Genomic DNA, 26,954 nt, shown 5'->3' with positions numbered 1-26,954 from the left:
CACTTTGCTACCGCAGTCGCCACGCCTGCGTCCGCTTCAGGATACCCTTCGATACGACGAGATGTATGATGCGGGCGGCGGCATTGGTGTAGAAAATCATCATTCCCATTGCGGCGGCGGGTGCCACATCGCCTGCATCATCCATGTTCAGCACCGCAATCGAGGCAAGCGCCGTATCCGTCGAGTAAAGAAACACCACCGCCGAAACCGTCGTCATGGCATTCACGAAGAGATAGATCGCAATATCCAATATGGCGGGCATACAGACCGGCACCGTCACGCGCGTGAACAGCTTGTAAAACGGCTGCTTCAGGGAGGAGGCTACGGATTCAAATTCCCCATCCATCTGCTTGAGCGCGGTGACCGCCGTCAGATGCGAGACTGTATAGAAATGGGTAATGGTGACAATCACCAGGATCGCCATCGTGCCATAAATGCTGTTGAGCGGATTGCCGGGATCATTGAAAAAGAAGATGTAGGCAAGGCCCAGCACCATGCCCGGGATCGCCATCGGCAGCATCGCGAGAAACTGGAACAGGCCGCGACCGAGACGAAAGCTTCTTGTTTTATCCACCATATAGGCGCCGATGAAGACCACGACGGTCCCGAAAAATGCCGTCAGCAGGCCGAGCTTGATGGAATTACCGTAAGCCTCCCACCCACCGCCGTCCATTACATCGAAATTATAGTTTTTCAGGCTGAGGGAGAGATCGTAGGGCCAGAACTTGATCAGCGCCGCAAACTGGCAAACGCCGAGAATTCCGAGAATGAAAACCGCAATCAGGCTGCAATACATAAAACAGAGGCGATCGAACTTCCGGTCCGGTTTGGGCTCGAACACCACCGAACGGGCGGAAAGAAGAGAGACTTGTTTCTTCTGCACCTGACGATCAACGGCAAAGGCGACAAAGGCCGGCATCAGCAGGACGACGGAGACAACCGCGCCCATCTCGAAATTCTGCTGGCCGATCACCTGTTTATAGATATCAACGGCCAGCATGTTGTACTGCCCGCCGATCACCTTCGGCAGGCCAAAATCGGTGATCACAAGATTGAATACCACAAACGCCGCCGAGATCAGGCCGTAACGAGCGCCTGGAATCGTGACCGTCCAGAAAGTCTTCCAGGGGCTCGCCCGGAGGGAGACCGCCGCCTCATACAGCCGTGCATCCGAGATGGCGAGCGCAGTCGTGATAATGATAAAGGCATGCGGGAAGGTGAAAAAGATCGACCCCAGAACGATACCATAAGGCCCATAGATGGATTCCCCCATCATCACCTCTTTCAGCATTCCCTGATTGCCGAAAAGATAGACGAGCGCGATCCCCGGGAGCAAGGACGGCACGAGGATCGGGGCCATCGCAATCAGGCGAAACGCCCCTTTCAGCCGCATGCAGCTTCGGCTCAGCGCATAGGCGAAGGCGAAGGCGAGACTGACCGTGACGATGGTGCTGACGATCGAGATAAAAAGAGAGTTCTCAATGGATCGAAAGAGCGAGGGTGTCGAGAAATATGTTGTAAAGTTACTGAACCCGAAGGACTGGACCGGGCGGAGGACAATGCGCCGGAACGTATTGGAATCCACTTCGCGCCAGTCCGTGCCCGTCATCCGGTCCGAACCGATCAGGTAAACCGTTTCCGCTGTCGTCCCGCGTATTTTATAGAGAACCGGACTTCGAAAACTGAAATCCGGAAACAGCGGTGTCAGGCTCAAGCGCCCGTCGCTACTCGTCGCCATTTCATCTTCCGGTATGGCGTCCAGTTCCCCATTGAGCGTGGCAGCCGAGAGGATCGTGCCGTCGAACTTTCCGTTCTCATCGCTGACCTGAAACTCGATTTGCGAAAGATCAAACTGGAATGTCGAAAACGCCTTTGACAGCATCGCATAGAGCGGAAACGCCAGCGTTATGATCAGGTAAAGCGCGATGACGAGGATAAAGCCCCGCATCATCAGGTCATCCTGCCCGAGCTTCAGCTTGACGGGGCGCTCATTCGGAAGACTGTCAGGCGTTGTGACGCTCATCCCTACTCACCCGCTGGTCGTGCAAAGACTTTTAACCGGTTACTCGGGATTTCAATCACGAGATCCTTCTCCGCCTCAAGTTCCAGCCGCCGCACCGCATTGATGGAAAAATCGGCGATAAGCTCTTGCGCGCCAAGCGCCTCACTCGTCAGGCGACACCGCCAGAACGAGCCCAAAAATTCCATCTCGGTAATCCGGCAGGTAATGGCGTTGTCCGGCTCTTCCATGGGTTCCTTCGCCGCCTCCCCATGCGGAATAATATCCTCCGGCCGCACCGCGGCGATAACCTCGCTTCCGGGCGGGAAATCACTGCCGCTGGATTTAAAGTCCTTCTGTCCGATCGTTACCATTCCGGCAGCGGCGGCAATCGCGGGGAGCTTGTTCATCTCACCGATAAAATCCGCAACAAAGAGCGTGGCGGGCTCCCGGTAGATGTCGGTCGGTGTGCCAATCTGCTCGATCACGCCATGGTTCATCACCACGATCCGGTCGGCCATGGAGAGCGCCTCCTCCTGATCATGGGTCACCATGATGGTCGTGATGCCAAGCTTGCGCTGCAGATCCTTCACCTCATGCCGCAAATGCACCCGCACCTTCGCATCAAGCGCAGACAAGGGCTCATCCAGCAACAGGAGACCCGGCGACATGGCAATTGCGCGCGCAAGGGCGATACGCTGTTGCTGTCCGCCGGAGAGCTGGGCCGGATATTTCTTCCCCTGATCGGGCAGGCCGACAAGCTCCAGCAATTCTGTTACCCGGGCCGAAATCGCGGTCTTCGACAGACCTGCATTCTCAAGGCCGAAGGAGATATTCTTTTCAATCGTCAGATTAGGAAAAAGGGCGTAAGACTGGAAAACAATACCAAAATCGCGTTCCGCCGGCGGCAGGTTGGAGATGTCATTGCCCGCCTGTTCGATTGATCCCCGGCTTTGTATATCAAGGCCGGCGATGGCGCGCAGCAGGGTCGTTTTTCCGCAGCCCGATGGCCCCAGAAAGCAGACAAATTCCCCTTCCGAAATGCTCAAGGAGATATCTCTCAGCGCAATAAAATCGCCAAATGCCTTCCACAGGCCGTCTATCTTGAGATAGGCCTCCCCCTGAGGCTGAGCTTCATCCGCATCCAATTCACGCGTTGCCTCGGTTAGCATGGTTCCCCGTCCCTATATGTCTCATTCATACAGTATAAAAAAAGGCACCGCAAATGCGATGCCTTCTTTTTTGGTTGCTTGGATTAGCTCTTGGCCTCTGATTTCGAATCGTAGCGTTTCTGCCACTCTTCCAGAATTGCCTTGCGGTTATTCGCGGCAAATTCAAAATCATTGTCGATCATCTTCTCCAGCAGGTTATCGGGGAAGAATTTGACCGGCTTGGCAACGCCAGGATAGGCAACAACGGCGTAACCGGTGTTGTACATCATGTTGGCGTCCTTCGTAATTGTCCAGTCCACGAGCGTTTTGGCCGCGTCGAGATTATCCGTTCCGGCGACGATCGCGGTCGCTTCCATGTCCCAGCCGACACCTTCTTCAGGCACGATAATTTCAAGCGGTGCGCCGTCTGCTTTGGATTTTGCGCCCCGGAAGGCGAAGGAAACACCGATCGGAATTTCACCGGCGGCCGCCAATTTACAAGGTTTGGAGCCGGAGTGAGTGTAGCGGGCAATATTTTCGTGTAATGCGTCCATATATTCCCAGCCACCTTCTTCACCGAACATCTGCAGCCAGCTGGAAACGTCCAGGAAGCCGGTGCCAGAGGAATTCGGGTTCGGCATGATGACATGGCCTTTATACTCAGGCTTCGTCAGGTCTTTCCATGTTTTTGGCGCCGTCAGGCCGAGTTTTTCAGCTTCCACCGTGTTAAAGCAAACGGAAGCAACCCAGGCGTCCATGCCTGTCCATGTTGGCGGCGTGCTCTTGTCAATGAACTTCTTGTCGAGATTCTCGACACCCTTCGGCGCATACGGCTCAAGCATGCCTTCTGACTTCATCAGCAGCAAGGACGTTGCCGCAAGGCCCCAGATAACGTCCGCCTGCGGATTGTTTTTCTCCGCCAGCAATTTCGCCGTGATGATACCGGTAGAATCGCGCACCCAGTTGATCGTGATATCAGGATGCGCCTTGTTGAACTCTTCCGCATAACGCTTCAAGTCTTCTGCTTCAACGGCAGTGTAGACGGTCAGCTCGGCTGCCATAACGCTGTTCGTAACGAACAGGCCCGCAATGGCGGTCAAAGCCAGTTTCTTCAATTGTAACATCTTGTCGCTCCCCCTTTTAAGAGATTAGTTGAGAATTAAACTAGATCATACCCACAAAGATCCACAAAGATCCACAAAGATCCAAATTTGAATCGCAATCATTTATTACTCAATGCAATACTGGCGTAATGTGACAAATAGAAGAAATCTATTATATTTATGTATATATAAATTTTATCGATATGTTAAATATTTCCATACTTTCATATAACCGCAAAATTCTGCGAATTTTTCTTTAGTTTTGAGGCCAGGGCAAGGAATAAGTCTTGACGTTAGTGAAGAACTTCATCGCTTCCAGCACACCTTCTTTAACGCCATTTCCTGAATCCTTGATTCCCCCAAAGGGCGACATCTCGATACGATAGCCCGGTTGCTCCCATATATTCACAGTTCCAACATCCAGCCCATCGATAAACCGCGTGATGCGATCCAGACGATTGGTGCAGACCCCGGCAGAAAGGCCGAAGGGTGTTGAATTGGAAATCTTGATCAGGGCTTCGTCATCATTGGGCACCCGGACAATCGGAATGATGGGGCCGAACGTCTCATCAAACACAAGCTCGCTGTCGTGCGGCACATGATCAACAACGATAGGCGGCAGTAAGGCCCCGTCCCGTCCCGGATGATAGAGAATCTGCGCGCCCTGTTTCTCGGCCAGCAGCACCCGATTCTCGAACGTCTCGGCGGCCTTCTCATGAATGACACAGCCAAGCTGCGTTTCCGGGTCCTCCGGATCGCCAAACTTGATTTTCTTTGCAATCTCAAGGATATGCGGGACGATCTTGTCGGCGACATTTTCCTGCACAAGGATTCGCTTGATCGCCGTGCAGCGCTGACCGGAATTGCCTGTCGCGCCCGCAACTGCAATTTCCGCCGCCTTGATGAGGTCCGAATCGCTCAAATCATCAAGAACGATGAGCGGATCATTGCCGCCAAGTTCCAGCGCGAGACGCTTATACCCTGCCTTTTCGGCTATCATCTTGCCGACCGGTACACCGCCGGTGAAGGTGACGATATCCGCATGTTTATTGACGATCATCTCTTCGCCGATATCCTGCGGCCAGCCGGTCACGACCTGAAACATCTCGGGCGGCAGGCCCGCCTCATAGAGGATATCCGCCAGCGCAATCGCGGTGAGCGGTGTCTGTTCCGTCGGTTTGCAGACAACACAGTTATTTGTGGCAATGGCCGGTGCAATCTTGTGCGACACCATATTGAGCGGGTGATTAAACGGCGTGATGGCCGAAATCACATTAACCGGTTCGCGCTTGGTGTAGATTTTTCGCGCCTTGCCATGGGGCGTGAGATCGCAGGAGAAAATCTGCCCGTCATCGAGAATGGCAAGCTGGCCCGCCAGCATGAAAACGTCATAGGCCCGCCCCGTTTCATAGAGGGCATGCTGATGACAGATGCCAAGCTCCAGCGTGATAACCTTCGCGAGCTGTTCGCGCCGTTCGCGGATAAGCTCTGCCGCCTTGAAAAGAATCTGCTGCCGTTCATACCGGGTCAGCGTCGGGTGGTACTTCGCCGCAATCTCAAAGGCTTCGCGCGCATGCTCAGCGCTGCCGGCGGGCACCGTCCCGATAACCTCGTTGGTATAGGGATAGCGCACCTCAACAACATCTTTGGTCGTCACTTTTCGGCCACCGATACGCATCGACTCATTAATCACCGGCCGCGTGGATTTTGAGGCTGTCATCTTATTCATTCGGCAGTGACGAACGCCGCGGCGCGCGTTGCATAGTAATAGGCGTCAAAATTACGGAGGGTTGGTTTCGATGGCAAATCCGGCATGGCGACATTCACGATGAAGGGGACAACCTGCTCGCTGATCCCACCATGAGAGCGAAGCGGCACTTCAAGGCCGGAAAGATCATGCCGATCCGCCGAGGTGCCGAGCACCTGATTCTCCCCCGACACAATCACAAGATCGCCGATCCGGTCGGACGGCAGTTGGAACCGTTCCGCCGCCGCTGCCTTATCGAGCACGAGTTCAATTCCTGCCGTTGCCTCCAGCGTGGCAATCACCGCGGCCTGATCAACGTCCGGCGGGAGATACGCAGTCGCGAAGGAACCAAGTGCACCATGATGCACCACATAAGGGTCGGTAATCGGCAGGATAACCCGGCTCGCCCCCGCGCCGATTTCCTTATCCAGCAGGTCTTGCAGATAGATCACATCCGGTGTGCCATCGTCTTTATGCTTGGGTTTCATCCCGTGATCAGCGGTGACAACGATTGCCGCGCCGAGGGCATCAAGCTGACCCAGATAGGAATCAAACATTTCATAGAAGGCATTGGCATCCGGTGTTCCCGGCGCGGCCTTATGCTGCACATAATCCGTTGTCGTCAGATACATCAGATCCGGCATGAAGGAGGTCATCAACTTTACCCCGGCATTAAAGACATATTCGGACAGCTCCGCCGAATAGACGGACGGCACCGGAATATCGAGACTTTTTGATGCATTGTCGATGCCATGCTCCGCCACGGTGGTGCTGTCGGATTTCTCCGTCGAGAAACAAAGCGCCCGCCCCTCATCAAACTTGAGGCCGTGGCCGAGCAACGCCCGGAGCTTGTCCTTCGCGGTAACAATGGCAATACGCTTGCCCGCATCATAAAAGCTTTTGAAGATCGTCGGCACCCGAAGAAAGCGCGGATCGTTCATCATCACTTCTTCCCCGGTTTCCGGATCCAGCAGGAAGTTGCCACAAATGCCATGGACTGCCGGTGGCTGCCCCGTCGCAATCGACATGTTGTTCGGGTTTGTGAAACTCGGGATCACGCAATGGGCGAGATGCATGCTGCCTGTCTCGCGGATGCGCTTCATCGTCGGCATCACACCAGCATCGATCGCCGCCTCGATATAGGCGTTCTCACACCCGTCAAGGCAGATCACAACCGCCGTGCGGCCCGGAAAGGGATAGCTCCGGTCATTCACGGTAACGCCGTTTGAGGACATGTTATTCATCGTCTATATAACTCCAGTTCAGATATTTCAGGCCGCGAGGCGGGCACGTTCTTTCAGCGCGGCGTCAGGCGGGCTCGCGCTATCGACATTCATTTCAGCGAGGGATTCACGCGCCGCCGTCACGACTTTACGCATCACCTGTTCATCCAGCCGCCCGATGCAGCCAATCCGGAAACTGTCCACCACGGTCAGCTTGCCCGGGTAAATGATAAATCCCTTGGCCTTCATCAGGTCGTAAAAAAGTGGAAAGCTGAAATTCGGATGCGCCGGGTTGAAGAAGGTCACGATAATCGGTGACAGCCAACGATCCTTCAGAAGGGTCTCAAAACCAAGATCCCGCATGCCCGCCACCATCACATCGCGGTTACGTTCATACCGCGCGAGCCGCGCCGGTGCGCCGCCCTCGGCCTCATGCATTTCCAGCGCCGTCATGAAGGCAGCAACCGCATGGGTTGGCGGTGTGAAGCGCCACTGCCCCGTCTTCTTGAAATTCGCCCACTGAGCATGGACATCAAGGCTGAGGGAATGGCTGTTGCCTTTTGCGGCCTCCAGCTCGGATTTCCGGGCAATGATAAAGCCAAAGCCCGGCACACCCTCGATACATTTATTGGCGGAGGAGATCATCGCTTCATATTTGATGTCGCGCACATCAAGCGGCAGTGCGCCAAACGCACTCATCGAATCGATCAGCAGCTTGCGCCCCGCCGCTGCAACAATTTCAGAAATTTCCCTCACCGGATTGAGAATGCCGGAACTTGTCTCGCAATGAACGAGGACGACATGCGTTATTTCGGAATCTCCCGCGAGAGCCGCCGCCACCTCTACGCCACGCGGCGGCATATAATCACCCTTGTCGATGACCAGATGATTGCGCCCGAGATAGCGCAGGGTTTCCGCAATGCGCTTGCCATAGGCGCCATTGACCAGCACCAATGTCTTGCTGTTCGGCCCCAGCAAAGAGCCCAGCATCGCTTCGACGGCGAAGGTTCCGCTTCCCTGCATCGGGACGCAGTCATATTCCGTGCCATCGTCACCGGCGATGGCCAACAATTTCGTGCAAAGTGAAGCCGTCATTGCCCGGAAATCGCCATCCCATGATCCCCAATCCTTCAGCATCGCCTGCTTGACCTCATAAGAGGTTGTTAGCGGACCGGGAGTCAACAGATATGGCTCTCCCATATGCGGTGCCGGAAACGCTGAAGCCGGCCGATTTTTCTCATCCATCTGCATTATGTAAAACCTTCACCAAAAAATTTCACCGCGGGTGATCCAGAACCTAGTAAACAACGTAATATATGTAAAATCGTTATTTACAATTGACACATAGATTAAATCGATATTAATGGCCTTTCATTTGGCTAGAGCTATATTATTGGTATAGAGGATCGGAAAATAATATGCGGTATGTTCAACTACGTGCCTTTCACTTCGTTGCCATCCATGGGGGCTTTTCACGGGCCGCCGAGGCGCTATCGCTGACCCAGCCCGCCATATCCGATCAGGTACGTAAGTTAGAGAATGAGTATGACGTTTTGTTGTTTAACCGACAAAAAAAGCAGGTCGCCCTTACGGATTTCGGTAAAAAGCTTCTGGAAATCACCCATCGGATGTTCGACGTGGAGCATCAGGCCCATGAGTTGCTCTCGGAATCCCGGGCGCTGGGATCGGCAAAATTGAGGATTATTGCCGACTCCGTGCAGCATCTTCATCCGATCCTCGGCCCCTTCCGGCAGCAATACCCGGAAGTATTCATCTCGGTCAGTACCGGCAACACACCTGAAATCATCGAAAAGCTATGCAGCTATGAAGCGGATGTCGGCGTTTTGGGAGAAATTCCAAAAGGGCGAGAATTCGATATCGTGAAACTGAGTTCCACCCCCATTATTGCCTTTGCCTCGAAAAGAAGCTCAGCCGGGCGGATGAAATCCATCTCCCTGCAGGAGCTCGCCAGCAAACCCCTCGTCCTTCGGGAGAAGGGATCGAAAACCCGTCAAAAGCTTGAACAGATTGCCGCCTCCGCCGGATTGACGCTTAACCCCTCGATAGAGGCCGTCGGTCGGGAAGCCATTCGCGAAATCGTGGCGAGCGGCGCCGGGATCGGCATCGTCTCGGAAGCCGAGTTCGGCTATGATGAGCGCTTGTGCAAAATTCCGATTTCAGGGTGCGAGCCGCTGATGGATGAAGCGCTGATCTGCCTGAAGGAACGCAGCAAGAGCAATCTGGTGAGTGCCTTTATGAAAATGGCGAATGACCGTTTGAGCCTGGAGCCAGCCTAACCTCAGCTTATGACGACACGGCCCTGTCGACCACCCGCTGCAGCATAGGGGCGTAATGCGCGAAATCCGGTGTTTTCTTGCCGGGTATCTTGCCCTCATCATCCCATTTGCGCACCTGGACGATCGCGTCGATATCACTGTTCGCGGCAAATCTTTTTGCGGCCGTCTCGCTCATCGGGCCGCCCTGCAATTTCAGGCTGAGGACCGAGGCTTCGGACAGTTTCGCAAAATATTCAGGTTCAGCCGTGCAAAGATAACACTTCGCCGAGACATGATGGCGCACGCAATCAGTCACGATTTTCGGAAAAAACGGCGCAAGAACTGCAGCCCCCGCCCGGTCATGATGGCTGTCGATCCCAAGCTCCGCCGCGTTATCAGGGAACTCGTTGGTAAAATGCCCAATATCATGGAGCAATGCGGCAACGATCAGTTCCTCGCTGGCGCCCGCTTCTTCCGCCAGTTCCGCTGTCTGGAACATATGTTCCGAGATCGTCACCTCTTCCCCGAGATATTCCTCCGCCCCGCGGCGGGCGAAAATATCAGCGATAAACTCAACAACATTGTCTTTGGATATTTTCGAGAAATCCGGTTTAGGCATCATTATCTTCCAAATTCTTATTTTCTAGACTCGCAAGCGTCGACAACAGGCCATCTTTATCAGGATAGCACCCCTGAAGCCAGCGCGATCCATGTCCGGAATAGGCATTTCGGGCATGCAGCACGCGCGTGTTATCGACAATGAAACAGTCGCCGGGTTCAAGCCGGAAACTGACGGCCATAGCCGGATCATTGATGATTTCACTCAAGGCCCGGTAAGCCGCGTAATAATCCGGCATTTTATCGAACGGAACATCCGTAACCGGCGCGATGGACCGGTTATTAAAGCGGACACCGACAAGCTCCCCATCCGGTTCCAGTTCAATCATCGGTTTGCGCGATTGCAAACAGACATCCGCCTGCCCGGCATATTCATATCGGGCATTATAGCGGGCCAAAATGTCAAAATGATCAGGATTATTTTCCTGCAGGCGTTTGACGGCCTTGAACCCATCCACCAGAAGTGAATCCCCGCCCGTCGCCGAATTCTCAAGCGCATAGAGGATCTGCATTGTCGGCACCGGGTCCCGATAGGGGTTATCCGTATGGGCCTGCAACCCTGCCGAGGTAAAGGCGAGATTGGTCGGCGTCACCTCGGCGCGCACCTCAAACCATTTGCCGTAATTTGTCTCCCGCACAAAGCCGAACAGCGCCGCTACATCCAGAAGCGCCCCGCTTTTTACCGGTCCGCCGGTCATTTTTGCAAAGCCAAACCGCCGAATATCGCCAAGCCATGCCGCAAGTGCCGCCTTATCCTGCGTGACCGTCTCATAATCGGCGGTTGGAATGCGGTTATTCAACGCTTTATCCCAAAGCTCAACCTTCGGATCGAGCCATCCTGCGGATTTTTCCTCCGCCACATCATAGGCATGTCGCTTCAGCCAGTTCAGCGAATAGGTGAGTGATTTTTTCTCCGGTTGAAATTCGATCTTCAGACTATCCGGCCCGTCCAGCGTCGCCGCGGAAACCCTTGTCTCCACCGGAATGTCATCAATGGTGATAAGACGCTGACCGTTTTGCGGGGAGCGAGTCTCGGCATCCAACGCGTTATCGCGGAGCCACATGGCGTGAAACCGTAATGCACCGCCGTCTTTCTGGTGAAGGATAATATAGTCCCCCTCCCCGGCCAGCTCGACATTCTCTATGCGGCTCTCATCATGCATTGTTATTCGGCCTCAACCCGATGCAATCACGATTTAATTTTCTTTATCTGCGGATCATAAAGGGGCTCCAGATGCACCCGGCATGGCACCCGTGTCAAGGCAACATCAAGCTCATAGCTGCCGCTCTGCACGAATTCCGCATCCACCCCATCCAGATTGCGGATGTATCCATAGCCGATTGATTTTTCAATAGTGTGACCGTAACCGCCACTGGAAAGCCAGCCGACCCGTTCCCCATTTCGATAAATCGTCTCCCGCCCCAAGAGGATGACATCCGGGTCATCGACCGTGAAGCAAGCCAGCATTTTCCGAACGCCCTTTGCCTTCTGCGTCTCAATCGCCGCGCGGCCCTTGAAGTCACGTCCCGACTTTAGTTTCATCGCCCAGCCAAGCCCGGCCTCAACCGGGGTGTGGTCCGGTCCGATATCCGATCCCCAGGCGCGATAGCCCTTTTCAAGCCGGCAGCTTTCAATCGTGCGATAGCCCGCATTCTTCAGGCCCAACGGCGCGCCCGCACGCATCAGGGCGTCATGCACAGCGCCCACCTCATCGACAGGCATATGCAGTTCCCAGCCGAGTTCCCCCATATAGGTAAGCCGCAGCGCCAGGACAGGATGGCCCGCAATCTCGATCATACGTCCCGTTGCGAAGGGAAAACCGTTGTGGGAGATATCATCTTCCGTCACCTGCCCCAGAATTTCCCGCGACAATGGCCCCATCAATGAAAGAACGGAACGCTCTCCTGTTATATCGCTCAAAGTGCAGTTTGCATGTGATGGAATATTCTTCAGGATCCAGTTATAGTCATGGGTCGCGAAACCCGTTCCCGTGACGATATAAAATTCATTCTCCTCCAGTCGAGTAACGGTCAGGTCACACTCAATCCCGCCCTTCTCATTCAGCATCTGTGTATAGATAACCGATCCGTTGGGCCGCAGGACATTGCCTGCCGCAATCCAGTCGAGCGCCGCTGCGGCATCCGGCCCGGACAAATGAAATTTAGCGAATGAGGTCTGATCGATCAGGACCGCCGCTTCCCGCGCGGCTTTATGCTCCCGCGCGACAGCCTCAAACCAGTTGGCCCGGCCAAAGCTATAAATATCTTCCGGTGTCTCCCCCGCTTCTATCTCCGCGAACCAGTTTGGCCGCTCCCAGCCCAGCTTCTCGCCAAAGCAGGCCCCCGCCGCCTTCAGCCTGTCATAAAGCGGGGAGGTTCGAAACGGGCGTCCGCTTTGATGCTCTTCATGCGGCCAGGCCATGGTGTAATGCTTGCCATAGGCCTCGACGGTGCGCTTTTTAATCCAGTCGTCATCGAAATGCGGCTTTCCGAAGCGGCGGATGTCCGCCGCCCAAAGATCATAGGGCGGCTCCCCTTTTGCGACCCATTCCGCCAGCACCATGCCCGCCCCACCGCCGGAGGCAATACCAAAGGCGTTGAACCCGGCGCCGACAAAGAAATTTTTAAGCTCCGGCGCTTCGCCCAGAATGAAGTTTCCATCGGGCGTGAAGCTTTCCGGACCATTCACCAACTCTTTTATTCCTGCGGTCTCCAGCGCCGGAACACGACCAAGCGCCAGTTCCATCATCGGCTCGAAATGATCAAAATCGGATTGCAGCAGCGAAAAATGAAAATCCTCCGGGATACCGTCTTCCGCCCAGAGGATCGGGTTGGGCTCATATCCCCCCATGACGAGACCGCCCACCTCCTCCTTATAATAGGTCAGCCGGTCAGGATCGCGCAAAGTGGGGAGGTTACGCGGCATATCCGGAATAGTCTCGGTAATCAGATATTGATGCTGCACCGGGACGAGCGGCACATTCACGCCGAAACGCTGCGCGAACTCGCGCGTCCATTGACCTGCGCAACAGACAACGATTTCACATTCAATAAATCCCTTATCCGTCTGAACGCCTTTTATTTTTCCATTTTCAATCCGGATATCCGTGACGCATGTATCCTCAAAAATTGACGCCCCTGCCATGCGCGCTCCTTTTGCCAGCGCCTGTGTAATATCGGACGGGTTCGCCTGCCCATCCGTCGGAAGGAATGCCGCTCCAACCACATCCTCCACCGACATGATCGGCCAGAGATCCCGCGCCTCGGACGGGCTCAGGAGCTGCATTTCAAGACCAAAGGACTGCGCGGTCGTTGCCTGCCGCTTGACCTCTTCCCATCGGGCGTCGTTACAGGCGAGGCGAAGGCCGCCATTCATCTTCCATCCGGTGGCGAGACCGGTTTCCTTCTCCAGCCGGTTATAAAGATCGACGGAATATCCCAAAAGCTCCGTGATATTGGCGCTGGAACGCAGCTGCCCTACCAGCCCCGCCGCATGAAAGGTGGTGCCGGAGGTGAGTTTTTTACGCTCCAGCAGAACCGTATCCGTCCAGCCAAGTTTCGCCAGATGATAAGCTGTCGAGCAGCCCACAATCCCGCCGCCGATCACAACCGCCTTCGCCGTTGTCGGAAGTTCTTTCGCCATTCAGAGGTAATCCTTCTTATAGCTGTCGTAAGTCGTCTCGAACCTTTCAAGGCAGCTTTCGGTATATTGTCCATAATCGAATTCAAGCGTGGAATAAAGCTCCGACACCATGCTCCACATCACCTCCCTGAGGAGGGAGGCGACCTTCATTGCCTGATAACGGGCCCAGAGGTCATCGCTGAGCGGAGCCTCGAAATAGCTTTCCAACATGGTTTTTTCCATCTCTTCGACAAAATCATTATTGGAGGCGAGCCCTGCAAGATCAAAGAGCGGCGTGTTAAACCCTGCATATTCCCAGTCGATCAGCCAAAGCCGCTTTCCGTCATCCAGGAAATTAGCGGCGAGCAGGTCATTATGGCCGAAGACGATATCGTAGGGGCCAGAGCGCGCCTCCGTCTCCGCCGTAATTTTAAGGAAATCCGCAATCCTGCTCACATGAAGGCTATCGCCGTCGGACAAGAGCCGTGCATACTCCCGCAATACATGGAAGACCCAAAAAATCGGCGTGGACCCCTGGAGTTTTACCGGAATCTCCCGATGCGCCTGCCGGATGAGATGGATCGCCCTATCACGCAAGGGACCATCAAGCAGATCCTCCGGCGTGAGCGTTCTCCCCTCGATATAGTCAAGCACCAGAACACCCGGCTCATCATGGACAACGGCGGGCGAGATCCCGGCGGCATGAGCGGCCCGGCTAGCGGATAGTTCATATTCACGGGAGATGTGATGAAACGGAATATCTTCGCCAAGCCGGACAACATAGCGACAACCACTTTCCGTCACGAGGAAGTTCGCATTTGTCATACCCCCGTCCAGCGGCTCGATAGAAGGTGTTGCTCGCCAGAGAGATAGCCCGGAAATTTTCTCCTGTGCCGAAGTCATGCCACCGTCCACTAAATTCCACGAAGTGCAATGCCGCCTTTACCGCTCAGATTTTGAGCGAAAAGGGCCCATCCTACCTAGCAAAGAATGACAGCAAGGGGAAGCTATCCAATTCTGGTAGAAAACATCCAAGTGCTGTAAGTAGAGTCAGGGAAAAAGCATCACACCTGCCCTGTCCGCCATTCGCAAAAAATCTATTATGTATGCCTTGTAAGCGACGAAAGAACGCCACAATGAAAAGCAAGAAACAGGATCCCTGTTATGACCTGAATATAGGGCGTCAACTGATCTACTCGGCACTCCTCCTTGTCATTGTCCTGATTGTATTCGAGGCCACCCATCTTGACTTTTATCTTTCGAATTACTTCTTCGACGGCAAGGCATGGGTTATCAACGCGAACGAACCGACCTTGAGATTCCTGTTTTATAACCTGCCAAGATGGCTACTGATTGCTTACGCGAGTTCAGTATTACTGCTGTTTATACTTTCCTTCATCCTAAAGGCGTTTGCAAAATTTCGAACCCGCAAGCAGCTTTTTATCATTCTATGCGCCATTCTCGTTCCGCTGACCGTGGGGGTCGGAAAAAAGATTACCAATGTCTATTGCCCGTACCAGCTTGAGGAATATGGCGGCACAAAACCCTATGTGCATCCATTCCAAGACAGCCATTTGGGCAATGGCGGCAAATGTTTTCCAGCTGGGCATGCCTCCGCCGGATTCGCCCTGCTTCTCTTTATCCCCCTGGTCAGGTCAAAAAAACAAAAACTCCTCGCCCTTGCCGGTGCCTTAACTGCCGGTTGGGTTATGGGAGGGTATCAAATGCTCAACGGAAGGCATTTTCTCTCCCATACGATTGTTACAATGCTCTTGAGCTGGATAATCGTTTGCATACTATATTTCCTGATATTTAAATGGCGACTTCGCAAAGAGTGACACCCCAGGGAAATCGACCTGTACCGATGCGGCGCAGGGGCGAAATTAGAGCTCTATTTTCGTCGATCGCGGCAGGGCCGCAAGCTCGGTGGGGCTTGCAAAAATCCAGTCGACACCGCGCGGAAATAGAGCCTGGTTAGCGGCGATATGTACCCAGAGAGACGGCGGATGCTCCTCCACGCAGAACCGGCGCGGCTCCGTCATTCCGGGACCGTGAAAAAGCGGCCCCTCCCCGTCGATCAGCCGCTCGGATTCGAGGATGACCGTTGCCGTGCGATCCGGATATTCTGCGAGACCAAGGCCCAAATCCTTTGTGATTGACAAGTCCCGCTCTACGGACATGACTGCGAACGCGGCAAGCTCCGGCTCCGCCACGATGGGACACCCGGTATGAAAGAGAAGATGTGCCCGGGCTTCCGTCGTGTCGCATTCCGGCGCCAACCAGACGGGCGTCTCGGCATCTGCGAGGGTCAGCAGGATAACAACCGCGCCCATCATCAATCCACGCGGCGCAGCAACGGTAACAGGCAACTGAAAAATGGTCGCCGGATTTGACGTCGCCTCATGCAGGGTGCTGTAGCAGGCTAAGGAATCTGAGGCCTTATTGCTAAATCCGCCTATAAGTGAAGGAATGCCTGAATTCGTCATCAGCCATCCTCTCCCTTTACCACGGCAAGCCGTCCGCCAGATCATCCATCCAGCGACGATAAGCTTCCTGAGCAATTTCCAAACTGTTACCGGACAAAATGTCCCCTCGCCGCGTCATCACACGAATGCCTTACAAAGCGACGACATGGTGGCGGGGTTCTGTGTAGAATTGCGGATGGTTTCAAGAAATTTATGTGACAGGCGGCCGTAAATCCGTTTGCCTGCGTCCGATCGTGAATTTTAGTGAGAGAACGGAGGAAAGTGTGGCGGAGACGGAAGTCTAACGCGAATTGGTCTCCGGCATTTCTGAGTTAATGAGGCTATATGGTAAATTTCCGCCAAAACCAGCGGCTCCATCTCCCGAACTCATTCATTTTGTTTTTTACGCCTTCCCGCTAATCACGCCTTGGCCGCATGCCGTCGAAGGCAAATTGCAGGAAGATTTCTGTTAAGTCCTCCGCAGTCAGGTTAGACTCTGGTCTGTACCATCGAGGAACCCAGTTCAAAGCCCCGATCATAAAAAATTCCGTAATTCTGGGATTACTTATCGCGATACTTTCATCTGCGACGCCTTGTTCAATAAATCTGAGAATAAAATTATCAACCTCACGGGACCGGACAACGATGTCTTCGCGCTGGCTCGGTTTCAAGGCGGAGATATCCCCAAAGACCCATGCCGTCCCCTCCTTACTGATCAAGGCATGAAACTGGCTCCGAATATATCGTTCCAGCTTCTCGATTCCGCTGCCACCGCCCTCGTCCGCTGCTTGAGCCAAAATCAGGCTTTTCTCGATCGCGCTCAGGTGGCAGTGATGCAGGAGGTCTGTCTTGTCGGAAAAATAATAATAAACGGCGGCGGGCGAGATACCCAGCGCCTCCGAAATATCGTTGATCGATGTCGCGTGAAATCCAGTCCGATTAAACAGATAGGCCGCCGTTTGAACCATTGCCTTTCTCTTGCGTCCGAACTCCTCACTTCGTTCAAAAGCCGGGTGTCGACGTTTCGCATGCTTGTTTGACTTTTTTGCGCCTATAGCTTTATTCATTTTTCCTGCCATCCGGGAGAAGCCGCGCCGCCTTCATTCAGCGGCCGCGCGCTTCATTATACCGTTTGCCAATACATGCCGATGCACTTCCGACGGGCCGTCATAGATACGGAACGCGCGTATATCACGATAAGTGCGCTCAACAATCGTATCACTGGTGATCCCGAGACCGCCAAGAACCTGCACACAGCGGTCAACAACCCGGCCCAGCGCTTCAGAGCAATAAACCTTGCTTTGGCTGGTTTCCTTGCGGGCCATTTCTCCCTGATCCATAAGCCAGGCGCAATGTAAAATCGATAGTCGGCAGTGATCGAGGTCAATTTCATTGTCCGCCAGTTGAAACCCTATTCCCTGATGATAGCCAATGGCCTTGCCAAAGGACTGCCGCCGCTGGGCATAGTCAACCGCGATATCATGGCATCGGACTGCCTGCCCCAGCCAGCGCATGCAATGGGTCAGCCGCGCCGGCCCGAGCCTTACTTGCGCATTTCGGAATCCTTTTCCAACCTGTCCCAGTATGTCTTCGGCTTTGACCTTGACGTCCTTCAGTTCGACAACGCCATGACCGCCGGGACTGTTGCTGTCCATGGTGTCAAGCAGACGAACCATCTTCATGCCCGGCGTCCCTTCGGGAACAAGAAACATGGTTGCGCCAACATCCTCACCGGCTTCATCAAACGTTCTGGCCATGATGATGTGAAGCCCTGCGCCCGGATATCCCGTGATCAGCCATTTTGTACCATTTATAATATAGTGATCGCCCTTTTGGCGCGCCGAGGTCTTCATCAAGGACGGATCGGAGCCCGCCCCGTTATCCGGTTCGGTCATCTGGAATACCGTTCGGATCTTACCCTCGACCAGCGGACGCAGCCATTTTTCGTTTTGCTCCGGCGTTCCAACCTTCGCCAGCAAATTCGTATTTCCCTCATCCGGCGCTTGAATATTCAGGGCCAGCATCCCGAGTGACGAATAGCACGCCGCCTCGAATATGACAGCCATGCCAACATGGTCCAGGCCTAAACCGCCCCATTTTTCCGGCGCGTGAGGCGACAAAAAGCCCGCTTTGCGTGCCATCTCCTGCATTTCCCGAATTAACGCATCTTCCGGCCCGTGCGGTCCCTGCCGGGGATCATGCTCAAGCGGGACAATTTTCTCTCGAATGAACTGCCCTATGCGATCGCGCAGTTCCAAAAGCTCCGCAGAATGCGAAAAATCAACCATTATAATGCTCCCGTTTTATTAGATGTATGTGAAGGCGAGCTCAACTCGATGCCGCGCTCAAATAATGTATCAACGCTGCCGATCATCCGTTCCCAGAAATCATCCGTGCGTTTACCGCGCTGATGCAATCCGATATTCAGCGTTGCAATCGCTCCCAACCGGTAACAGGCGAGCGCTTCAAACCATTCTTTATTCTCAACCTTTTGGCCCCGTTCCTTTTCGTAAATCGAGACCAGTTCTTCTGCGGAAATATCGCACACAGGCTGCCAGTTATCGTGCCAGGCATCCTTATCGGCCATCATCAGCAGCCAGCCCAGATCCAGATTTTGCGGGCCTATGAACGCAAGCTCCCAATCTATAATCCCGGTCAGTTTCATATTGACATATAGTAAATTTCCGGGCTGGAAATCACCATGGACAACGCCTGTGGGGCCCGGGGCGATCGGATTATCCGCGAGCTGCGCCGCCAGCTTCTGTCCTTTGGTGAGCCATGCTTTATTCTCCGTTTTGGCCAGTATCGGCGCCCAGAAGGAAAGTTCATCCGACAGCGCGCGAACACGGCCCCAGCCAGACAATTCCGGTTGCCAGTCATATCCATGAATTTGCGCAAGTGCCTTCGCTCCTTGCCGCCAAATTGGTCCTGTTTCCTCAGGCCGAAAACTAGTATGAGGAGCCCAGATCACAAACGTACGCCCGGGAAGCCGTTCCATTATAATATACGGCGTTCCAAGCTCGGTTTCGTCCGGCGACGAATAAGGAACATCCGGAACGGGCAGACCCGCAGAGAAAAGCGCATGGAGCAAAGGTGCCTGACGATAGACATCGGTATTTCCACTGCGACGCACTCCGAATGGCGCGACTTTCAGGATATATTCATCGCGGCGACCATCTAGCCCAATTGCCGAAAAGCCAAAGGTCAGGCCCGCATGGCCGTCGGGCATGACTTGGAAATCCGAAATAGATTTCTGCCCGCCGCTGTCACGGCTGAATTTCAGTCTGAGGCGATCCTCAATTTCTTTGCTATTCAAGCTAGTCTCCCCATTTTTGATCTATAATTCAATAATCTGAATTGAGATTCAAGTTTTTAATTTACGTTTTCACTGGGGCGCTTCATAAGCAACCAGGTGAAACCGGGATCAGGCAGGATTTCTTGCTTGAATATAGATAACCGGGGAGTGGAGTTGACGAGCGGATTACCTGGATAAGGACAGCAAAGCCCTTCTATCCAATATACGCTTTCTCCGCTTTCAAAGTACCGAACGCGGTAATATGTCCGCTCTAATGAACTGCCGCATACATAATTTTTTTCTCGGTCGCTTCTTCCGTACTGAATTCCTCGATTATCTTTCCCTGTCGCGCGACAAGTATGCGGTCCGACAGGTTCAGGATTTCTGGCAGATACGAAGAAATCACGACGACAGCGAGTCCCTGATCGGCAAGCCTGTTCAGATGATCGTGAATTTCCTGGATCGCGCCGACATCAACACCCCGGGTAGGTTCGTCGAAGAAAATAATTTTAGGGTTCTGGCAGAGAGATTTGCCAATGACGACTTTCTGCTGATTTCCACCGGAAAGCTCAACCACACGCGCGTCCGCATTGAGCGCCTTGACGTTGAGTGTCTTGATCCATTTTTTGGCGATATTGTCATGACGCTTGGTCGAGAGAATAGCTTCCTCCTGACCTGAAACTGCGAGGTGACCCATATAGATATTATCGCCAATTGACATGGTCTCGAAAAAACCCTCGATTTTTCGATCTTCCGTCACATAGGCGATGCCGTCCCGCATGCCTTGCTTGGGCACATTATACCGTATCGGTTTGCCTTCCAGATAAACCTCTCCCCCATGAAAGAAATCACGCTTGACGACCCCGGAAATAATTTTGGCGGTTTCCGTACGGCCCGACCCGATGAGACCGAAAATACCCGTGATCTGGCCCGCATAAATAGAAAATGAGTTATTTTTGACAATGCTTTGCATGGACAAATTCTCAACACTCAGTATTTTCTGACCGCGGGCGCGGCGTGTCGTATTCGCATGTTTCGAATAGAGTTTATCAGACAGTTCCCGCCCGACCATGGCCTGCACAACCTTGTCCCTGTCAAAATTTTGGGCCGCATCTGTTGCGATATGCTGACCATCGCGCAGGATTGTAATGCGATCGGCATGGTCGAGCGCCTCCTCCAGCGCATGCGAAATGAAAATGACCCCAACCCCTTTTCGTTTAAGGTCTTTCAGTAGGTTGAAAAAATGCTGCTTCTCTTCCGGTGTCAGCGTTGCCGTTGGCTCGTCAAAAATAATGACCTTGGCGTTATGCAGAACCGCACGTGCGATCTCAACCATCTGTTTTTGAGCGGCTCCAAGCATGGCAACATTAACCGTTGGATCGACACCAAAATTCAATCCCTGCAGAAACTGCTGGGCGGAGATATACAACTCTCTCAGGCGGTTAAAGAACTTTTCCTCCCCCAAATACAGATTCTGGGCAACTGTCATCGTCGGCACCAGGCTGGTTTCCTGAAAAACCATTGCTATTCCGGCTTCCAGTGCTTCGCGGGGGTTTTTGAAGTTGCATTCCTTGCCTTCCAGAAGCAAGCGGCCTTCTGTCAAAGAGACAACTCCCGCGAGCGCTTTCGTGAGGGTCGATTTGCCGGCGCCGTTTTCTCCCAGAATGGCGTGCACCTCGCCGGGATATAAGTCGAAATTAATGTCCTGAATGGCATAAACGCTTTGATAGATCTTTGACCCATGTTCGATTTTTATCAGGGGTTGGTTGGTATCGCTCATTTTACGGTTTCCTGTTCTACGATCGCAAGATCAACGGCGCGAACCTGACCCGCCCCCCGGCTCGTCACATACAGTATCCCATCCCTTTCGAGCGCCGAGGTGACTCCGTGAAAGAGCCCGCCTGCCCGGCTATGAACGCTTAGTATCGGATTGAAATTCGCATCCAGTTTTACGGCAAGCCCATATGAGCGAGGTGGCGCCCAGGGTTTCTTGATGCCCAGCCGCTTGACACCGCCCTGCTGCAAAGGATCCATAAAATGTTCCCGCGATGTTAGCGACGGAGCGACCCAGTACTCAGGAGGGACAGTTTCCAGCATTTGAGTGCGATAGCTATCTTCGCGAAGAATAAATTCTATCAGCTGGGTCCGCATTCCGAAAATTGCCAGCCAATAGCCCCCGTCCGGTGCTTTGGAAATACGGGAGGGGTAGCCGGGCAAATTCCGGCTGGCGGTGGCGGCGATATTCTGGTTCTCCAATATCGAAACGCAGTGATTCCAGCTTTGAGAGACTGCAATCTTGTGGTCAGAGGTTTCCGTAAGACCATTCGCGTAGGCGAGGTGAGAGGCCAGAATTTCTTCCGCACCACTTTTCAGATCGATTGCCAGCACATCGCCGCCAATATTGCGTTCCAGCAAATCCCGTGACCAGTCGTCAGCTTGCGTCCTGTCTGAACCATTGGCGACAATCAGCCGGTTTCCCTGAAAATAGAGCGCTGTCGGGCAGTTAATGGAGCGCCCCGCTATCTCCGTTATAACGCGATTTTCAGGATCTCCACCGCGAATGCATATGCCGCCGTTTGACAGGCCAACGGCAACCAAGTCGCCATTAATCGCGAGTGCTGTTACGTCGTCATCAAAGCGAGCAACAGGATCAGATGCCTCTTCCCCAACAGGGTAAACGCTATCGCCAGCCGACAGGAAAAGCCGGCCCTTATCCACAGCGAGACAATCAGCACCGGGATGTTCCGCGACAACCTGTGCCTTTTCCAGAAAATCATTGGGCCGAAACGCCCCGTCAAGCATCGGAACGGTAATACTGGCCTCACCCCGCCCGAGGTATTTTGCAATCGGCCCGAAATCAAACAGCTTCATTTTGATTTCCCCCAATAGGTGTCGATGCCCACCCAGTCGGGATCGGCGTTATCCAATTTGTAACGACCGATGCGGTTGTTGGAAAGTCCGCCAAGATACAGATGCCCCTTATGTTCGCGCATGGAGGTAATCATCGGATGGCTCTCCCCGCCGAGGTCCCAATAGACATCAAGAATCTCCCCCGCCTCATTGAATTTCAGAACACAGCCGGAATTGATATTGGGGAACAGCCATTCATCCGGTGCGACGCGCCGGGCCATGCGCCGACGAAAGGACGGCATTTTCATGGCAAGGTCGAAGGTCGGTGTGCGCATACCAACCAGTGCCAACCAGTAATTACCATCCGATGCACGGTTAATATTATCAGGATAGCCCGGCAAATTTGGAATGACCGGCTCAACCTTCCCGCGCTTCGGCCCATCAATCCAATAGCGGGAAATGGCGCATTTCCAGGTTTCGGCAAACAAAATGGACTTACCGTCAAACGCCGTACAGATGCCATTTGGAAACAACAGATTGCGGATGACGGTTCGGGTTTTCTTCGTGTTCAGATCGTAGCAGATGATGCGCCCGTTCCCTCTTCCCTCCAGGCTATCCAGCGACCAGCTATGCATTTCATAGCGTATGGTCGCCTCGCTGAAATAGACTTCGCCGTCGGGTGTCACATCACAATCATCAGCCAGCCGCAATCGGGAGTCATCGTTGATGGAGTGCCAAGTGCGGTTTGTCTGATCCGTCAAACGATAGACTTCACCGCTCGGCTTGATCCCATAAAGGCCCATCCCGCCAACACAGGACAGCAAATTACCATCCGGATCGAACGCCATACCCAGAGGATGGCCCCCGATATGAGCGAATACTTCCTGCTTTTCGTAATTAGGACCGGAAAACTTGACGATATCGCCATGTCGCGTGCCGGTAAAAAGATTATCCTGATGATCAAGAATAACATCTTCAGGACCTTCAATATTGCCAAGGCCGATGGCCGTCACGGTTTTCAGGCGATCATTGACTTCATAGACCGTACCGGAATTCTTTTCTGCGGAAGGAGCCGGCACCAATTCGAGATAGGCCGGGCTGACATAGACCTTACTGATAATCTTGTGCCGGTTCTTGAGCCATTTCACATCAATTCCGACAGCGATCAACAGAATGACGCCAAGTGCCACAGAGCTGGAGCCCCCCTCCATTCCCATTCGCAGCATACCGTTGGTGATCAGGAGGACAATAGCGCTGCCCATTGTTGCTTTTGCGACAGAGCCTCGCCCTCCGCCAAGACTAATCCCGCCCAACACCGCAGCGGTCAGGATCGCGACTTCCATCCCCACGCCGACGTCGGAGCCCGCTGTACCGAGACGAGCAGCGAAAAAGACAGCCGCCAAAGCCGTCAGGATACCTGACACAACGTAAGTCATGAAGATCGTACGATTTACGGCGACTCCAGCGTTATAAGCTGATCTGCGAGCGCCGCCAATGGCCAGGATATGCCAGCCCGGGCGAGTCCGGCTCATGACGAGGTGACCGCCGATCGCAACCACCAGAAAAGCAATCAGGCTTGATGGAATGCCAAAAACATCCCCATCCCCAATGAACTCCCACACTTCCGAATCCAAAAATCCTCCGGAAATTTCAACCGCAAAATTTGATAGCGCAATGTCGAATAACGCTCGGTAAATGATTAACGTCACGAGGGTCGTGAGAAAGGCGCGAAGCTTGAGATACCCGATAAGATAACCGTTGATCGCCCCCAACGCCGCCCCAAAAATGAGGACAGACGGAATGGCAATCCATAACGGCCATTCCAGCATATTGATCAGCGAAAGCATGGCGACATTACAAAGCGCAAACATGGAACCGATGCTAAGATCAACGCCACCGCCGATCATGACCAACGCCATCGCCAGCACAACAAGCCCGAATTCCGCATAAAGACGCCCGAGGTCCATGAGATTGATCGGCGACAAATAGTTCGGCAATGTATTGACGAGGTACAGAAAAACAGCTGCCAAGATAATCGTTGGGACGGCCGATTCCATCCAACGCTTTGACAGTAGTTCACCAACCAGATGATCCGGAAAATACTTATAGCGGGCCCGCACAAGAGCGTTCGAAGAAGCCACGTCTGTCTCCTTAAGCAACCAAGCAGAAAAAAGAAATACTAACGGCCGGATCCCCCTTAGCAGGAAATCCGGCCTACATTTTTTTATTTCTTCATCGACCAGCAATCTGTCGGATCAAAATTTTCCATGCTGATTACTTTGAGAGGTGTGTAAAGCGCCACCCGCATATCGCCCGGCTTCGAATTCGACTGGAATATCACCTTGATCATGTCAACCATGTCGCGCGCCTGCCCGGGAACATCATAACTCCAGACCTTGTCAAATATACCTGATTTCACATTGTCACACGCCATTTGGTTGCCGCCGCCATTCGTCAAGATTGCAACCTGATCCAATTTTCCCGCTTCCTTGACAGCCGCTCCCACACCGAGGGTCATGCTATCCCAAAAGCCAAAAACGGCACAAAGATCAGGATGCTGTTGCAAAACCGTCTGGGTAATCGCCTTGGCCTTGGAGGCGTCCCAATCCGCCGCCTGGTTGGCGACAATTTCAATATCATCGCGGCCTTCCAGAACATTCATGACGCCCCCAATCTGGTAGACGCTCGCGGCCCCGGTCAGCACACCCTGTATGATGGCGACCTTTCCGGATTTTCCTGAATCCTTGCCGCAGCGCTTTACCATTTCGTTCGCCCCGGCTTCGCCCATTTCAACCCAGTCCGCACCCACATAGACATTGGTGGAATAGCTCGATTTCATATTGACCTGGATTACGTTGATACCCGCTTTTTCAGCCTTTTTCAGCAACCGGGCATAGGACTGGACATCCGGGTTATGCACGACAATAATATCCGGCTTCTCCGCAATGAGGGCCGTAATTGCTTGCGTACCAGCATCCGTACTCCAGTTCGGATCACGAACCACAAACTCGAAACCGTATTTATCTGCAGCAGATCGAATGCCATCTGCCCACCCTTCCGTCAGATCGACGCCCATTGCAACCGGCACAAAGGCCACTTTTTTGCCTTTAAATGACTCTAGATAGGGGTCCCGCAGTTCGTCTTTCAATTCCGCCATGGCAACATTCGCCGTTAGTCCGAACGTCGCTGCTGTTGCAAGTCCAAGGATTAATTTTTTAATCGAATTTCTTTTCAACATTATTTCGCCTCCTCCTGTTATATGTCGCCCTGTTGAGCTGTTTCTTCGTTGCGTGGATGTAAAAAACTGTCGAGAATGATAGCACCGAGCAGTATCAGGCTTTTGATGAGATTCTGCATCGTGTACTGCATATCCATGATGGTCATCCCGTTGAGCAAAGTGCCAATCAACAGTGTTCCAACGATGACATTTCGGATACTCCCCTTACCGCCGCTTAATCCGATGCCGCCCAGGACGACAACCAGGATAACGTCGTAAATCATCGTCGAATGAAATATGCGTGTATTCATTGACGAGACAGCAGTAGAGACAATAATTCCCGCAAAAAATCCGATGAAGGATGCCAATGTATATTGTGCCGTAATGATAACGCGGACCGGGATGCCGGTAATGCGCGCCGCCAAGGGGTTATCGCCGGTACCGTATATAAACCGCCCGAACCTTGTTTTGGAGAGGAACAGATAGGCCGCGAGCATCGCCAGCCCGCAAAAAATGACCGTCATGGGCACCGGCCCCAGCCTACCTTTACCAATATCCTCAAACCAACCGAGATTTTCCGGCAGATAAATTACATCAAGATCGAGCAGCATGGACTTGCCGACACCATACAAAAAAATCCCGGTCGCCAGGGTCGCAAATAAAGCCGGAATTTCGACAAAAGCGATGAGCAGCCCGTTTATAATGCCAACGCTGAGGGCACATAAAAGACCAGCGAGGAGCGCCACTCCCAAACTATGTCCGTCTTGCATAAGTTGGAGTGTCCAGGCGGATGAAACGGCCATGACAGCAATCATCGACAGATCAATACCCCGGCCGATAACGACAATCGCCATGCCAATGCCGAGTATGCCCAGCACCGATACATTCCGCATCAGGTTTATCAGGTTATCAAGCGCGAAAAAACCACTCAATGCAATTGAGAAAAAAACAAAGAGAATAACGGCAAATGCAAACACAATTCGTTCTTGTGTAAACCAGGCGCTGTTCAGATTTTTAAGATATTGCTTTAATTGCCGACGAGTCCCATTACTCTCGGCATTTCCCCGCGATTCCAATTAGCTATCTCCCCGAAAGTCACGGCAGTAATTGTTATTTTTATCACTGCTCCGACAGAAGCTTATGAGAGTTCACTTATACTGTCAATTTTTTTGGTTTATGAATCAATAATCACATTTTTGCTGATTAAAAACCATTTTGATAATGCCTGAAAATAGATATTGTTACCTCTACCAGTTGATATGGTGAAAATTGGAATTTCTATAACAACCTGAGATTAATACGATAGCAACCTATTCCCAAAACGAAGCGTCTTCTATCGATAGGTACGCTCGCTAATATCAGTTTGGTCTATGCGGGTAATCAGCGCG

21 protein-coding genes are annotated in these 26,954 nt (G+C 53.1%); 2 read left to right on the top strand and 19 right to left on the bottom strand.

Features of this window, described 5'->3' with window-relative positions; genetic code table 11:
• Window positions 1–7: 7 nt before the first annotated feature.
• The 6 genes from P1U71_RS11970 to P1U71_RS11945 form a co-directional block, all read right to left on the bottom strand.
• A complete protein-coding gene (locus P1U71_RS11970; RefSeq protein ID WP_301105839.1) occupies window positions 8–2,023 on the bottom strand; it encodes a putative 2-aminoethylphosphonate ABC transporter permease subunit in 2,016 nt (671 codons plus the stop codon).
• Between the two features lie 2 nt (window positions 2,024–2,025).
• Window positions 2,026–3,171 (bottom strand): putative 2-aminoethylphosphonate ABC transporter ATP-binding protein, encoded by a 1,146-nt coding sequence (locus P1U71_RS11965; protein WP_301105838.1) that lies wholly within the window; start codon window positions 3,169–3,171, stop codon window positions 2,026–2,028.
• Between the two features lie 83 nt (window positions 3,172–3,254).
• On the bottom strand, window positions 3,255–4,274 hold the full coding sequence (locus tag P1U71_RS11960; RefSeq protein WP_301105837.1) for a putative 2-aminoethylphosphonate ABC transporter substrate-binding protein: 1,020 nt from the start codon (window positions 4,272–4,274) through the stop codon (window positions 3,255–3,257).
• Between the two features lie 235 nt (window positions 4,275–4,509).
• The gene (phnY, locus tag P1U71_RS11955; protein WP_301105836.1) at window positions 4,510–5,973 is read right to left on the bottom strand and encodes a phosphonoacetaldehyde dehydrogenase; all 1,464 of its coding nucleotides are present in this window, start codon (window positions 5,971–5,973) and stop codon (window positions 4,510–4,512) included.
• Window positions 5,974–5,978: 5 nt separating this feature from the next.
• A complete protein-coding gene (phnA, locus tag P1U71_RS11950) occupies window positions 5,979–7,244 on the bottom strand; it encodes a phosphonoacetate hydrolase (RefSeq protein ID WP_301105835.1) in 1,266 nt (421 codons plus the stop codon).
• A gap of 27 nt (window positions 7,245–7,271) precedes the next feature.
• Window positions 7,272–8,468, bottom strand: coding sequence for a 2-aminoethylphosphonate--pyruvate transaminase (locus P1U71_RS11945; RefSeq protein ID WP_367281184.1), 1,197 nt, complete (start codon window positions 8,466–8,468; stop codon window positions 7,272–7,274).
• Between the two features lie 173 nt (window positions 8,469–8,641).
• Between P1U71_RS11945 and P1U71_RS11940 the strand changes: the two genes are divergently transcribed.
• Entirely contained in the window at window positions 8,642–9,520 is an 879-nt protein-coding gene (locus P1U71_RS11940; RefSeq protein WP_301105833.1) for a LysR substrate-binding domain-containing protein, read from the top strand.
• Between the two features lie 7 nt (window positions 9,521–9,527).
• On the opposite strand, the gene P1U71_RS11935 is transcribed toward P1U71_RS11940, so the two are convergent.
• From P1U71_RS11935 to P1U71_RS11920, 4 genes are read right to left on the bottom strand one after another with little or no spacing between them, the layout of a single operon-like run.
• Window positions 9,528–10,118, bottom strand: a complete 591-nt coding sequence (locus P1U71_RS11935; RefSeq protein WP_301105832.1) for an HD domain-containing protein — start codon at window positions 10,116–10,118, stop codon at window positions 9,528–9,530.
• Window positions 10,111–11,280 (bottom strand): gamma-butyrobetaine dioxygenase, encoded by a 1,170-nt coding sequence (locus P1U71_RS11930; RefSeq protein WP_301105831.1) that lies wholly within the window; start codon window positions 11,278–11,280, stop codon window positions 10,111–10,113. Before P1U71_RS11930 ends, P1U71_RS11935 begins: the two co-directional genes overlap by 8 nt.
• A gap of 26 nt (window positions 11,281–11,306) precedes the next feature.
• Complete coding sequence (locus tag P1U71_RS11925) at window positions 11,307–13,760, bottom strand: FAD-dependent oxidoreductase (protein ID WP_301105830.1); 2,454 nt, start codon at window positions 13,758–13,760, stop codon at window positions 11,307–11,309.
• Window positions 13,761–14,642, bottom strand: a complete 882-nt coding sequence (locus tag P1U71_RS11920) for a choline kinase family protein (protein WP_301105829.1) — start codon at window positions 14,640–14,642, stop codon at window positions 13,761–13,763. It abuts the gene before it with no gap.
• A 233-nt stretch (window positions 14,643–14,875) separates the two neighbouring features.
• On the opposite strand from P1U71_RS11920, the gene P1U71_RS11915 reads away from it, so the two are divergent.
• On the top strand, window positions 14,876–15,577 hold the full coding sequence (locus tag P1U71_RS11915; protein ID WP_301105828.1) for a phosphatase PAP2 family protein: 702 nt from the start codon (window positions 14,876–14,878) through the stop codon (window positions 15,575–15,577).
• Between the two features lie 45 nt (window positions 15,578–15,622).
• Here P1U71_RS11915 and phnH read toward each other — a convergent pair whose 3' ends face one another.
• The 9 genes from phnH to P1U71_RS11870 form a co-directional block, all read right to left on the bottom strand.
• Complete coding sequence (gene phnH / locus P1U71_RS11910; RefSeq protein WP_301105827.1) at window positions 15,623–16,225, bottom strand: phosphonate C-P lyase system protein PhnH; 603 nt, start codon at window positions 16,223–16,225, stop codon at window positions 15,623–15,625.
• Window positions 16,226–16,620: 395 nt separating this feature from the next.
• On the bottom strand, window positions 16,621–17,271 hold the full coding sequence (locus P1U71_RS11905) for a TetR/AcrR family transcriptional regulator (protein WP_301105826.1): 651 nt from the start codon (window positions 17,269–17,271) through the stop codon (window positions 16,621–16,623).
• A 33-nt stretch (window positions 17,272–17,304) separates the two neighbouring features.
• Entirely contained in the window at window positions 17,305–18,492 is a 1,188-nt protein-coding gene (locus tag P1U71_RS11900; RefSeq protein ID WP_301105825.1) for an acyl-CoA dehydrogenase family protein, read from the bottom strand.
• Complete coding sequence (locus tag P1U71_RS11895; RefSeq protein ID WP_301105824.1) at window positions 18,492–19,520, bottom strand: phosphotransferase family protein; 1,029 nt, start codon at window positions 19,518–19,520, stop codon at window positions 18,492–18,494. The genes P1U71_RS11900 and P1U71_RS11895 overlap by 1 nt, the downstream gene beginning before the upstream one ends.
• 250 nt (window positions 19,521–19,770) lie before the next feature.
• The gene (locus P1U71_RS11890) at window positions 19,771–21,279 is read right to left on the bottom strand and encodes a sugar ABC transporter ATP-binding protein (protein ID WP_301105823.1); all 1,509 of its coding nucleotides are present in this window, start codon (window positions 21,277–21,279) and stop codon (window positions 19,771–19,773) included.
• Window positions 21,276–22,370, bottom strand: a complete 1,095-nt coding sequence (locus P1U71_RS11885) for a hypothetical protein (protein WP_301105822.1) — start codon at window positions 22,368–22,370, stop codon at window positions 21,276–21,278. The genes P1U71_RS11890 and P1U71_RS11885 overlap by 4 nt, the downstream gene beginning before the upstream one ends.
• Window positions 22,367–24,490 (bottom strand): SMP-30/gluconolactonase/LRE family protein, encoded by a 2,124-nt coding sequence (locus P1U71_RS11880; protein WP_301105821.1) that lies wholly within the window; start codon window positions 24,488–24,490, stop codon window positions 22,367–22,369. Before P1U71_RS11880 ends, P1U71_RS11885 begins: the two co-directional genes overlap by 4 nt.
• Before the next feature lie 83 nt (window positions 24,491–24,573).
• The gene (locus P1U71_RS11875; protein WP_301105820.1) at window positions 24,574–25,587 is read right to left on the bottom strand and encodes a sugar ABC transporter substrate-binding protein; all 1,014 of its coding nucleotides are present in this window, start codon (window positions 25,585–25,587) and stop codon (window positions 24,574–24,576) included.
• A gap of 17 nt (window positions 25,588–25,604) precedes the next feature.
• Complete coding sequence (locus P1U71_RS11870) at window positions 25,605–26,543, bottom strand: ABC transporter permease (protein ID WP_301105819.1); 939 nt, start codon at window positions 26,541–26,543, stop codon at window positions 25,605–25,607.
• Between the last annotated feature and the right edge of the window lie 411 nt (window positions 26,544–26,954).

This window comes from Sneathiella sp., from assembly GCF_029233945.1.
GTDB lineage: Bacteria > Pseudomonadota > Alphaproteobacteria > Sneathiellales > Sneathiellaceae > Sneathiella.
The sequence above is the reverse complement of the archived record's forward strand: the minus strand, read 5'-3'. Positions and strand labels throughout refer to the sequence as shown.